The 13,413-nt window shown below is 50.0% G+C and carries 6 protein-coding genes; 1 reads left to right on the top strand and 5 read right to left on the bottom strand.

All coding sequences use genetic code 11. The features are described 5' to 3' along the window. Positions 1–46: 46 nt before the first annotated feature. The 3 genes from GJR95_RS09890 to GJR95_RS09880 form a co-directional block, all read right to left on the bottom strand. A complete protein-coding gene (locus GJR95_RS09890; protein ID WP_162385713.1) occupies positions 47–970 on the bottom strand; it encodes an alpha/beta hydrolase in 924 nt (307 codons plus the stop codon). Between the two features lie 438 nt (positions 971–1,408). Beyond that, positions 1,409–2,986, bottom strand: a complete 1,578-nt coding sequence (locus GJR95_RS09885) for a RagB/SusD family nutrient uptake outer membrane protein (RefSeq protein ID WP_162385712.1) — start codon at positions 2,984–2,986, stop codon at positions 1,409–1,411. A 12-nt stretch (positions 2,987–2,998) separates the two neighbouring features. Continuing rightward, positions 2,999–6,058: a SusC/RagA family TonB-linked outer membrane protein gene (locus GJR95_RS09880; protein ID WP_198424826.1), complete on the bottom strand. Its 3,060-nt coding sequence runs from the start codon at positions 6,056–6,058 to the stop codon at positions 2,999–3,001. Positions 6,059–6,735: 677 nt separating this feature from the next. Between GJR95_RS09880 and GJR95_RS09875 the strand changes: the two genes are divergently transcribed. After that, the gene (locus GJR95_RS09875) at positions 6,736–7,938 is read left to right on the top strand and encodes a hypothetical protein (RefSeq protein WP_162385711.1); all 1,203 of its coding nucleotides are present in this window, start codon (positions 6,736–6,738) and stop codon (positions 7,936–7,938) included. A 106-nt stretch (positions 7,939–8,044) separates the two neighbouring features. Here the strand turns inward: GJR95_RS09875 and GJR95_RS09870 are convergent, their stop codons facing one another. Next, on the bottom strand, positions 8,045–9,403 hold the full coding sequence (locus tag GJR95_RS09870) for an MFS transporter (RefSeq protein ID WP_232541139.1): 1,359 nt from the start codon (positions 9,401–9,403) through the stop codon (positions 8,045–8,047). Between the two features lie 412 nt (positions 9,404–9,815). Further along, complete coding sequence (locus GJR95_RS42950; RefSeq protein WP_162385710.1) at positions 9,816–13,412, bottom strand: ABC transporter permease/M1 family aminopeptidase; 3,597 nt, start codon at positions 13,410–13,412, stop codon at positions 9,816–9,818. Position 13,413: the final 1 nt, after the last annotated feature.

Genomic DNA, 13,413 nt, shown 5'->3' with positions numbered 1-13,413 from the left:
CGTAGCGTCAACTAACTCTCCCAGCATTTTTTGCAACTCAAACCAATCATTTTATCACCAAATACCGATCAAACCATCGGCACATTTCCCCCAAATAGTCGGGTGGATTTTTGGCCCCTGGAAACGTGGCACCATGCCCTCCGCCAGGGATAGGAACTAGTTTGACTGGCACCCCCACTTTCTGTAGGGCCTGTTCCATCTTTTCGGAGTTTTCGAAGGGTACCGTTTTATCCGCGTCACCGTGGATGAGCAGGAATGGAGGATCGTCCTTCGACACATGATACAATGGAAACGCTTCGTTATAGGTCTTATACTCGACCGTCGTCGAATCAACATTTACGAAGTTGGGCATCATGCCCAGGAAGCTGACCATCCCCGTTGGATCGCCCTTCTCTTTAAATAGAACCCAATCGATCGGTGCCGCCCGAGCTACCACACATTGGACTTTGGCGCTTTCCCGGTTAACGGGGTCCACATCCTTGCGCAGTTCGTTTCCGTCCAACACGCCCAGCATACTCACTAAATGCCCTCCCGAAGAACCACCCGCTGCCCCGATCGGATCGGGGCGAATCCCAAACCGCTTGGCGTGGTAGCGAACGAATCGAACGGCCCGCTGAGCATCTTCGACGGCGGCAGGATACCGAAAGCGAGGAGCCGCCCGGTGGTTGATGGCAAAGACGATATACCCCGCTTCGACCAACGGCTTTACATACTGGAGAGTTTGCGCTATACCCTTTAAGGGTGGGGCATTATAGCCCATTGGCGCATGCCAGCCACTGCCGGCAATAAAAACGATCCCGTAGCCATTTGGCCGGGTGGGATAATGAACATCCATCAGTAAAGCCAGGCCGGAGTACATGCCATACATCTGGTTCTCGTCTACTCGGTAGGGTGAGGATGTCTGGCTCTGGGCAACCAGGGGTAGCAGCAGTAGCCATAAACCAATCGGGATCTTTTTTAGGCATTTCATACGGAATATCATAAGGGGTTAAGGTAAGAATGTCAGACCAAACCGGAATCGATGATGTATTGACTAGCTCGATAATGGGAATGAATTCGTTACTTGATCCTTGTTTCCTAAAAGTGACTCCTGCAAGTCACCCATCAGGCAAAGTTCCTTTCTGAAATTGCGTTGAGGATACGGAAAAGAAGAAGCGGATAGATCGACCCGTTTAGGTCGGCCTAAAGTGTACTTATTTCCTGCAAGCTTACATAATCAGGTTGTTACGACCAATAAAAGGTTTGGAAATCTGCAAGTTAGAACAACAGGCTATAAATTGGCAGTGTCTAATCCTGTATAGGTTGTCCATTTTCTTCTATAATGGACAACCTATACAGGATTAGACACTGCTGCTTTTGACCCGCTGTCTTGTGAACTGTAGTCAACGTCTGCTGACAGCTTCCTACATCAATAACCCGAATTTTGGGTCAGGTTCGAATTGACCGCCATTTGTTGAATAGGAATCGGAAACAACAGATACTTTGGATCGCTCGCGTAATTCTTCTCGTAAAAAGGTTGCAGAAACTTACCGAAGCGGATCAAATCCTGCCGTCTCCAGTTCTCAATATACAGCTCCCGGCCTCGTTCATCGAGTAATGCATTCAGGTCCACAGATGCTAAGGCGCTGGCTCCTCTGGAGGGATGAGTACGAATGGCATTGACCAATGAAACAGCCGTACTGCCATAAGTGCCTGCACTCGTGGCAGTACCACCCCGTAGAATGGCTTCTGCTTTCATCAACAACACATCGGCGAGCCGGAAATACACATAATCATTATCGATCAGACGACTACCATCATTGGCGTAATCAATCGGATATTTAATGGGACGAATTCCCGGTAGCTCCAGATTAGCACCCGTTTCAATAATTTTTACCTCTTTCGAAAAAATCAGGGGATTACCGGGCCTGTCTTTTAAGGGAGCGTCCGTCGTTAAATTGTACTGCTGACCGATCAGAAAACCGGTATTGATGCGATTTCCTGGATTCGCCAGTCCCCCCGGACTCTTATACGCAGCGCCCAGCCGCTTATCGGTTGCTTCGTATTTATCGTAGAAGTCTGGCGGGATTACCCAGCCGTTATTTCCATTGGGGTTTTGGTTCGGATGTAAGAAGGTAACCCATCGGTTCCGCAAGTTTGCGTTCGGAGATACCCCGCCTACATTTTCCTGCGTCCAGATGTTTTCTTTACCGATCGTCGTATTGTTCGGGGCGAAACTGTCGTAATAATTGGCGGTGAACGAATATTTATTGCTATTGATAATCTCATCGCCCAGGCTAATGACCTTGTTCATATCCTCGGCAGCAAAGGTTGGAGCCGCCCGGTTCGCATAGGCGCCTTTGTTGAGGTACAATTTCATCAGGAACACCCGGGCGGCATCTTTATTAGCCAGACCAGCCGGACCATCGGGTAAATTAGCCTGTATGGTCGTTACTTCGCTGATAATGAAATTCAGCGCATCCATGCCTTTGCGCACCTTGGATTCCTGCACGACACTCTCTCCCGGCTCACGGTAAGGCACCTGATCGTACAAGTCCAGTAGCCAGAACATACACCATGCCCGTAAAAACCGGGCTTCGGCTGATTGTTGCGGGGTTGGATTAAAGCGCAGCATATCGGTTGCCGCAAAGATCCCTCCACTCATGTTGTTGAAGGTGTTGATAATGCGGATGTGGTTGCCGTCCCAGCGGTGCTGGTGCAATTGACGCCAGGTGCCATTATCGTCCCAGTCCGGACCTCGGGTAGGGCCCATCATGGCATCGGTAGTCATTTCGCAGAGCGCATTCAACTGCGAATTGTTTTGAAAGGGTTCCCGGATCGAGTTGTAAACGCCCGTTAACAACGCAGCGGTATTGCCCGACGTGGACGGATTGATCTGACTGGCGGTCAAATCGCCCTGAAACTTCTCGACCAGGTCTGTACAACTGCCCAGGCTTAAGACCAGGCCGAGCGTACAGACACGAACTAAATTATTTTTTAAAGACATCGTTGTAAGGGTTTATAAAGAGAAGTTGACACCAAAGGTGATGGTACGAGCGGGTGGATAAGCGGCATAATCGATGCCTACCGACGGTACGCTGTTGATGGCTTTATTGACATTGACCTCCGGATCAAAGCCTGTGTATTTGGTGATCACAAACAGATTTTGCCCTGTTACATAAACTGACGCTCCCCGAATCACCCGGGCTATATTTCCGATGGTGTAAGACAAGGTAGCATTCGTCATTTTCAGATAATCACCTTTCTCGATATAGCGTGAAGAAGGCGTTACCGGGTTGGCAATCGACTCCTTGGTTGGTTCTCTAAACAATGACAAGGCGATGTTTCGTCCCCCATTAATCAACCCCACACTGATGACGGCATTATTGGTGTTATTGTAAATATCCTGCCCGAAAGCGCCGTTCATGTTGGCAATCAGCGAGAACTTTTTATACCGAAGCGTCGTGTTGAGACCTAAAAGGGTTTTGGGGTTGGGGTTACCCACGTAGAAAAAAGTATTACCAGCGTCTTCGTATGTAGCCAGGCCGGTGGATTCATTCATGCCCAGATATCGGCGGGTGTAAAACGCGTTAATGGGTAGGCCATTCTGAATCACTTCCACCGAAACGCCACTAAGGCCCGGCCCATTCAATGCACCCGTCAGGATAGGGGCGGTTAAGCCTGACACACTATTGGTAATAAAGGTAGCATTGGCGCTTAAATCCCAGCTAAAGTTATCCTTTTTGACAATGGCACCATCGATCGCCACTTCCAACCCTTTGTTTTGGATACGGCCATCCAGATTGATCCATCGAATAACTGAGCCGGGAGGAGCGGGCTGAATCGGTGGGCTAGGGAATAACAGATCGGTGGTAGTTTTATTAAAATAATCGACGGTGGCCGTAATCTGGCTGTTCAGCAGCGACACGTCGAAACCGAAGTTATACTGCTTGTCAGACTGCCATTTCAAGTCCGGGTTGGGGTTATTGGTCTGCCCTAACCCGCCGTTATCGGTGAACGAATAGCGGGCCTGCGAAGAACCCGAAGGGAACTCCTGATTACCCGTTTTTCCCCAGCCACCCCGCAGTTTCAGCGAATTGATGCTATTGACGTGGAAAAATTTCTCGTTACTAATGTTCCAGGCGGCCGAAAACGAAGGGAAATATCCATACTTGTTATTCGAGCCAAATTTACTGGAACCGTCGGCGCGGAGTGTAGCCGTTACCAGGTATCGGTCCTTGTAATTACCGATGGCCCGGCCAAAGTACGATTGAAGTTCGGCGGTTGGATCAACAAAGGACGAGACGGTACGACCGGTTGTGTTCGAATACTGGATATAGTCGGTGTAGTCCAGACCGTAATTGCCAAATCCAGACGCAGGCCCTAAAGCACTCATGGCCGATCCCTTGTTGGCAAAGCTCATGTACTCGAAACCGAGTAACGCATTAAGATTAAAGTCCGGCAAAATATCCTTATTGAAGTTTAAGGTGTGCGTAAATTGCTGGGTGCTGAGTTCGTTAGTGCCAATGCTAGCCCAGCCTTTTCCCTGAGTTGCAGAGATATTAATATCCTGATTAATAGACGACCGGCGTCCGCCCGCGCTGTAATTGATACTATACAGCATTCGATATTCCAGCCAGTCCGTGAACTTGAAATAAGGGGATATGCTGGCCAGAACGGTGGTTACCTTGGATTGGTCATTGTACAGCTCAGACATGGCCAACGGATTGATCACCGCCCCAGCTTTGATGTTGAGGCTGCCGTTGGCTTTACGGAGTGAATCGGTCGGGTTCCACTGTAAAGCGTGACCGATCAGGCTTCCGTTCGAACCAGCATCGTTGGTAATGGCCGCAATATCTTCGACGTATTGGCTGGTATTAACATTTATGTCTAATCCCAGTTTTTTACTCTCCAGAAATTTTAAGTTACCCGAAAAATTGGCCGTGTATTTCTTGAAACCCGTCTTATTGATGATGCCTTCCTGGTTCAGATAGCCAGCCGATATACGATATTTGCCCGTTTCGTTGCCACCACTAATAGCAATGGTATAATTCTGTTGCAGACCTTTTCTTAAAATGGAGCCAAAGGGGTCCTCATTTCCACCCCGGTCATTTAACGGGCTTACGCCATAGTACTTGATAGCTTCCCGGTATTGCTCGGCATTGAGCACATTTATTCTTCTGAAAATGGTCGACACGCCTGTATTAAGACCCACATCAATTTTCGCCTGTCCAGCCTGCCCTCGTTTGGTATTGATAATGACAACCCCGTAGGCCGCTCTGGAACCGTAAATCGCCGTAGCCGACGCATCTTTTAAGACGTCGATTGAGGCAATATCAGCCGGGTTCAAAAAATTCAGTGGGTTACCGCCGGGCGTATTGCCCAGGCCATTGGCATTTAACCCAGGTCGTGCGGATCGGTTATCCAGTGGCACCCCATCGACTACGTATAAGGGTTGGCCACTACCCGTAATGGCAGAATTCCCCCGGATCTTAACCGTTGCCGCCCCACCCGGCTGACCGCTGTTATTGAGGATTTGTACACCGGAAACTTTACCCTGAATTAATTGATCGGGAGACGTAAAGTTACCTTTATTGAAATCTTTGGCGGTAACCGACGTCATGGCACCGGTGAGGTCTCTTTTGCGGGCGGTACCATAGCCCACCACGACAACCTCATCGAGCGACTTGGTTTCGGGCTTTAACGTAATATTGACCACCGTTTGGTTGCTTACTGTTACGTCCTGGGAGACATACCCCACAAAACTGAAGGTTAGGGTCGCAACTCCGTCGGGAACGGATAATCGATAGGCCCCGTCTTTATCCGTCACGGTGCCCCGTTGTGTCCCTTTGACCAACACTGATACTCCCGGCAATCCAACCCCCGTCTCATCCGCGACCGTGCCGGAAATAGCCCGGTCGGTGGATTGTTCGTCCGGGATCAGATGAGTCCGGTTGATGAATAGTACATCCGTTGGTTTACCGGGCGAACCGTAACTTGCTGTGAACGAACACAGGGCTAACTGAAGGCAACTCATGCCTAATGCATGTTGCCATTTTTTAGAGAGATTTTTTTTCATAAAAGGATTGAGGGTAAATTATAGAAGATGGCATTCTTGGGAGCCAACAACGTTTTCACCCGGCCGAAACCAGGACGATGTTACGGTTGTCTCCATCACTTTTTGGAGATTAAATTGTCAGTTACCTCTATTTAGTAAGAGCACAGAAAAAAGCCACTGACCTCTTTTAAGGAGAAAAATATTTTTGGCCGACTCTATTCAGTCCGGAGCCAGGAGATTTCGGTCAATGTCGTGGAGGGCTCAGCCAGCTATGAGACGGAAGCCTGGATTGGCCGAGGATCGATTTTATTCGTCCCCAACTTTTGGGCTTGATTCGCGAAAATCATGTCACCTACCGTTCGCTAAATTTGCTGACCAGAAAACCGGAAAAGCTCTACACTTGTGCGGTTGCTTTCACGGCGGAATTGCCAATCAAGCTGACGTGCTTTCAGGGCTATGTCGTCCAATGGCGAACAGCCAGCAACAAATCACCTGTCAATCCACATCGACATAGTTCCATGAAGATCTGTCTCTTACTGTTGAGTAGTTGTATCCTTTCTCTATTTTTCGCTTGTCAGTCTTCTAAGCCCTTAACACTAAGTGATGTATCAAAAGGATTAGAATCTGCTAATAAGTCTGTCAAAAAAGCGGACAATCTGGTTCGGACTACGCAACGGACTTATGCCGACAATAAACCAGTGACTAGAAATTCCCCACCAGCCGGTAGCTCTATTCCCAGAACAACAAGTTTACCCGCTAAGCCCAGACCAGCCTATAAGACCAGTTTTGCCGGGCCTGTCAATTTTACGGGCGGCTATCCGATTTCAAGTCAGATTTTTGTGCCACTGCCCGGAACCTACCCCAAGGGATTTGAGCCCCGCTGGTCCATTAAAGCAGATCAATGGGATAAATTTTTCTTGAAGCACAAGATTGCCTTGAACCTTGAATCGAATACAACCGCTAAATCGGTGCTTCTTAAAGAAGAAACGGCCATTGGAATAATGGACTATCAGGGTCGCACTGTACTGCGATTTGATGCCATCGGCTGCAAGTGTGTAGCAGACCTGGATCTGCCCGCCCAAAAACTGACCCTCAACGAATCGCCCATTAGGTTTGGTCTGAGTAACTTTAGAAAACTACAGGTCAATCCGGCCGATGATCCCAATGCTCCTTGTCAGAACATGGCTTCCTTCACCCATGGAGGCTGGGCCGGTTATATTACACTGAGCGCCAACAGTCAGAGTACTATTACAATGGATCTGTTGCTGGAAAACTATTCCTCACCCCGGTATCGCAATGGGATGCTCACGTATAAATTTTTTGGGACCAACATTGCCATTCCCAATCAAATGACAGCTGATCAGGCGATTGCCGTCAAAAAACGGGATGAAGAACGGGAAGAACAACGAAGACTAGCAGCTATTGCTTATGAGAAAGAAAAAGAAGAAAAGGCGAGACAATTTGAATTGAAAATCAAGAATTCACTTAGTAAGGTGATTAAAGAACAGGCTAGTTTTGTTCATGCAGGCAAATCGGGTTGTTTAAAAGTAGATCAGGGCGTTAACCAAGTGAGATCAGTAGATCCAGGTAAATCGTTTCCGGTATATAGAGATATTCCGACCGATGATGGTAGTTTTAAACGGGTGTATGCAGGCGAATCCCGAACCGAAGACCAAGTGACATACACGCCTGTATCCTATAAAGGTCATCGAAACACTTGTTCATCTCCGGTAACCATTTTGGGTATTAGTAAACATAGGAGTGATAAAGGAACGATTTATTACGAAGATGCATCCATTGTATTAAATTCCAATGAGATAACCGAAACACTGATTGACATTGAAGAGACCTATAATGCCAGAACAGCAGAGGTTGGATCGACTCATTACTTCAAACGATAATTCAGCCTCACCTAATAAGGTGAACTGACAAAAGTGAATGGAGAAAAGATACCCCGAAGCCAGGATGGCAACGTCGCCTGTAATGATTCGCGAATGTCTTCCGCTTTTATTTCTCGGGTATGTACCAGAAGGGGATGGTCATGATCTCCTCTCCCTTGGCAGAGGAGTCGGCCTGGATACGAATCTGTATTGTGTTCTTGCCCATTTTAAGATTAGTCGGCAGCAAAACCGTTTGCCAGCCGCGTTGCTGAGGGTGGTCCCGTTGGGTGAACAGCAGGTCCGGACTACGGTACAACGAATCATTGATAACAATGCGCATCAACTGGTTAATCTGCTGATGGCTCCACTCCGCAAATTGACGGCGCTTTTCGGCTCTGGGCAGGGTATCGCTCCAGACAGGTTCCGGGGCCAGCCTGATCAGGAGCGTATCTAGGGCTTTGGGATAAGCTATATATAACCGAATATAGGGGTCCCGGATCACATCCGCCTGAATGGAAGCCACCTCAATGTACTGGCCATCAGCTCGTTGATTATCATAAGCACTTGAGTTAATATACTGACTATCGACTCGAGCCGTGTACAGATGCCGTTGGTTTAAGCTCATGGTTCGTCGGTCTATCCGGGAAAAGTCAGCCAAAAACTCGAACGCAATTAACACAAAGAAAGCGCCCATCATGAGTCCTATTGTTCGGAGAATTGACTGATACGGAAGGTGACTGTAGAAGGTGTTGAGAATAAAGACAAAGGGTGTGTAGAGCCCCCAAAAAAGTAGTTTGGTCAGGGTTCCGAATCGATAGTTCAGATTACCCCCGACCGGGTGGGCTCTGACCTTAGGTAAACTCAGAACAATACTGGCCAGCAGATAGCAGGCAAAAAGCGCATAAGCGGTTAGTTTAATGTTTTTCCAATACGGGTCTGGAATAACTGGTCGTACCAGGGAGTAAACCAGTACGGTCAACAAGTAGGAAAGAGCAATGACGATTAAGCCGAAAACGAATAGAAAAGCGACTGCGAACACAATATTACATCGTCGGTCCAGCCGCAGAATATAGCTATTCAGAGGCCCCAGTTTAGCCGCCATCTTATCCTGGGCATATTTGGTCGTAAAGGGGATTCGGTCGTAATGAATGCCCGTGGGATAAACTGCCAGTAAGCCAACCAGACCAACCCAAAACGCACGCATGACGAAATTAGTCAGAAAAGCCACGAATAAGACATAGCACGTTGCCTTGATCATGCTATAGGCCATCAAAGGAAAGAGCCCTTGCATACCGGCTGTTTGGCTCATTAAATTATAGCGAAAGTAATCGAAAGCCTCATCGAGTAAGTCGGGCAGTTGCAGGACGGCAAATAAAGCAGCTCCCGAAATAACCAGTTCGAGATTCCAGCTTTGGGTTGTTAAGTCACGTAGTTTTTCTTCCTGCTGGGGAAGCAGAGTCTCCTTTGGGGCTGGTGTTGGGGTCACTGGTTTATGATTAAGACTACAAAGAGGATTGTACCTGGGTTACGCTCGTCTACCCAATCGATCACGAATGGGCTTCCAAATTTACGGAACAGCGGCCAATGACTTGGTTGCATCTGGACTCAAAGTAGCAAAAAAATAGTCTGGGCATGCTTCTAGACCATTATTGTTGATAACCAGTCAATAGTTCGATTTTAGGACATGCCTTATTTAGCTTAGGAGTTTCGCTCAGATGGGTGCCACCGTACGACGGACTGTGGTTATCAGGAGTAGTATTAGTAACTGTGGCACCCATCTGAGCGAATCTCCAAAAGTTATGAGTCGAACTATAAAGCCCAGCGGTATACGAGCCACAACGGGTACTGGCAACCAGGTGAATGCAGCCCGCTATCGAATCCTTTAACCGTTGCCTTCCTTAGTTAATCTTCACCTCTTCAATATTGTCGCCTTCCTCCCAGTCGAGCAGGTTGTACGGGTCAATTCCGCCCCGTGCTGGCTTTTGTGGCAGTGTCACTTTGATCGTTTGCCTGCCGGAGCGGATGAAGTGTTTCTGCACATACAACTGCTTACCCAGAATTTCGCCGGGCTCAGCGGCAGCGAAGATCCCGACTTCTACCCACTGATTCACCGGCATTTTGGTTTCAACACCAGCGCTATCGGCAACGACTTTTTGCGATTCCACCTCGAAAGTTACCTGCCAGGTGCCTGCCGCCGTTTGTTTAGCCGTTGCTTGCCTGGTGTCGAACGTCCAGATCGTGTTCACTTCAAACAGGTCGTGTAGTAAAGGTTTGAGCGAGTCCGGCGTGACGGCCTGGAGCTCCCGGTACATGTCGATCGTCGTGGCGAGAGATGAAACCTTCTTCTTCACCAGCGTACGCAGCGCACCATTCACGCGGCCCTCGCCCACATATTCACTGAGGGCGTACATCGCATATGGTCCTTTACGGTAGTTGGCCCAGGGGTCCATGGCACGCAGCAGCGGAAGTCCCGTACGCATCGGGGGCCATGGGTCAGGCTGGCGCATGATGCTCATGAATCGCCGTAGGGCTTCGCGCCCTTTCACTTTCTTTACAAGTTGCATCGCGGAGTACCAGGCAAGGCTTTCGGAAATGACACCTCCTCCTTCGGCCATTGCGGGCTTAAGTTGCATACCCCACCATTGATGACCCATTTCGTGAGCCACAATCTCGAAGATTGCGTCGAAACCATCACCTTGCGGGTCCAGCTGGAAAAAGCCCTCCCCTCCGGTGACTACGCCACTCCCATCAACACCCATGCCCATGAAGTTACCGGGTTGTTCGATAATCTGCAGGAAGTGATTTGGGTAGGGGCCGAACTGTGCCGAGTAGTAGTCCAGTGACGCACGTACACTACGGAGCAGGCGCTCGAGGTGCTCCGTATGTCCGGGGTGAACGTAGACCTGGATGTCGACGTGTTTCCACCGTTCGCGATGCACCGTATAGTTGGCAGAGAAGAAGACGTCACGGCCATTGATTGGAACGTCGCTGACATATTGGAAGTATTGGCGCCCCGCTTTGCTCCACCTGCGACGCAACTCGCCCGGCGCAACGGCTACCTGATCGGCATCGGTGCCGATGATTGCTTCAAATGTAGCCGCTGCGCCCGCCGAAACACTCGGATCGATGTCACCAGGCGTGGGCAATGTGACCTGCCGTGGCAAACTGTACTTGCGCCGGTCGTCTGCACTCCAGAGCTCGCGCATTGGCTGGTAACCAATGACTGGAAGGGCATCGCCCGTGAAGTAGGTGCCGTTCTTGAGGATACCCTGACCCGCTCCGTTGCTGCGGAGGCCATTGTTGCGGAAACCACGTGGCTCGAATTGTACGGTAAAACTAAGCGTTAGTGAGTCGCCGGGCTGGAGCGGTTTGTCCAGCGCGTAAATGGAGTGTCCGAGCTTATCATCAGCCACAACCACTTTGGCCGGGCGATCGAACGTCACACGCGTATGGACGTAGAAAGCTGGCTCCAGATGCACAGAACTGATCGGCACAATAGCACGATTAACCAGGCGGTAGCTGCCAAGGATCGTTGCGATTTTCTGATCGGGCTGGATGTCGATGTGCAAATTCGTGGACACGCGCGTTGGTTGTGGAATGCCCTCATACTTCCCGTACTGCCGCTCGTAATCGGCCCGGCGTTGTACCAATTCATTATCAGTGATGTACTCATTGAGCACGTTCGTATTATAAAAGATGAAGCCGCCCAGGAGGAAAATTAGCCCGGCCGAGATTATGGCTAGTCCTGCCGTCGCCCACGTGAACCGAAGTCGCGCTAGTTGCAGTCGCGTTCCAAAACCAGATTCTTTACCGCGTACCCACAGTAATCTAGCCGTGACAGCCAATAGCAGTGCCCATGCTGCCCAATACAGTCTGAACCAAAGCCACGGTCCGATCGACGAGCCAAAGTCCCGCATATCCGTGAACGACCACTCTGGGCCCGATGCATAGACAAGCAGGTGGTGTTCGATGCCAAGAAACGATGAGAAGACCATCAGCAGATACGCAACAAGCCCTACCATCTGTGCCAGGTATTTCTGGTTTACCACCGCCTGCACCGTGATCGCAAGAACGGCGAATAGCAAATAGTCCGTGAGTTTCAGCCCAAGTAAGATCTGCACGTAGCGTACGATCTCGAAATGGTAGTACCCTTTGATCACCTGAACCGTGAGGCCGACAACGATGATGATCGCCATCAATGTGGCCAGAATTAGCCCGAGTCCGATAAACTTGCCGAGGAAAAGAACCCATTCCGGCACCGGCGTTGCGTCGACGTTCTCGCTCAGCCCGGCGTCGCGTTCCCGCCATACCAGTTCACCCGCAAAATAGATAATGAAAAGCGGGACCATTACCCAGTAGTTCGTTGGCGATGTGAGAACGCCGGTGAGGTGCTTCGTCAGCAGATGTGGCGTCCGAGGAAGCAGTGATACCCCCCAGTGCTCCATCTCTATCAGTACCACGAACGTCAGCAGCAGTGGGAATACAATCAGCAGAAAGAGCCCGCCAGGACTCGTCACGATCATGCGAAATGAGCTCTGCGCTACTGCAATCGTCTGACGAAGCTGTGATCTGAGGCCGAACGACTGACGGGCGGACGGGACCAGCATTGTCATCTGTGCCGACACGGTATCAGCAGGCGACGAAACTTTCGTAGCGAACCGTCGCGTGAACACGTTCCACCAATCGGTGGTGGAACGGTGCGCCAATCGAAAGCGCAGATAAATGAAAGTGAGTGTTCCTAGGGAGATGCCAAGCCAGATTAGCCGATTCCAGAGCATCATGCCTTCAAGCGTAAATAGACGAACGTTTTTCTCAACGATGGTCCATTTTGACATCATCTCGTTCATGATGGCCATGATGCCGATGGGGTCTGCCAGCAGAGCCCGCTCATGCAACCCGGCCATATAGAGCGTGAGCGTCACAGGGTAGGAGAGAAAGAACAGGATCAAACTACCAAAGTAGCTCGCCATCGGCCGGCCGGTGAACAGTGCTGCCGAGAACTGGAACGTCGTAGCGATGAGTGCGTTCGTCAACGCAATGAGGCCGTACCCTGTCAGATAGGCAGCCGGGCGAAACGGACCGATGATCTCGGGATTCGCTCCGGGGCCATACACGGCGAGCAGACTACCCACCTGAACGCCGAGCAGAATAAGCGCATGCAGAACAAAGGCTGCCAGAAAGCGCCCGCCGAGATAATCGGCTTTACTGACCGGGCTCGTGAACGTGAGCGGGTGCATCCGGGTTTGTACGTCCCGCGCAGCTGCCTCACCGGTTACGGCCGGTGCGAGGAGCAGCCAGATCTGGCAACTGAACACCGAGACGGCCGTGATAATGAACGGCGAGTTAAGAATGAAATCCTGGGGAAGTGTAATGGGAAGGATGGCTACTCTCGTTGAGAAAAACGCAAATATTACCATTAACACCAGGGAGAGCCACGGCCATGGGCGACGAATCTGGTAAGCGAACTCGAATCGAAAAATCTCCCAGAACTTCATA

This window comes from Spirosoma endbachense (assembly GCF_010233585.1).
Taxonomy (GTDB): domain Bacteria; phylum Bacteroidota; class Bacteroidia; order Cytophagales; family Spirosomataceae; genus Spirosoma; species Spirosoma endbachense.
Note: the sequence above shows the minus strand (reverse complement) of the source record. Positions and strands in the feature narration are given on the sequence as shown.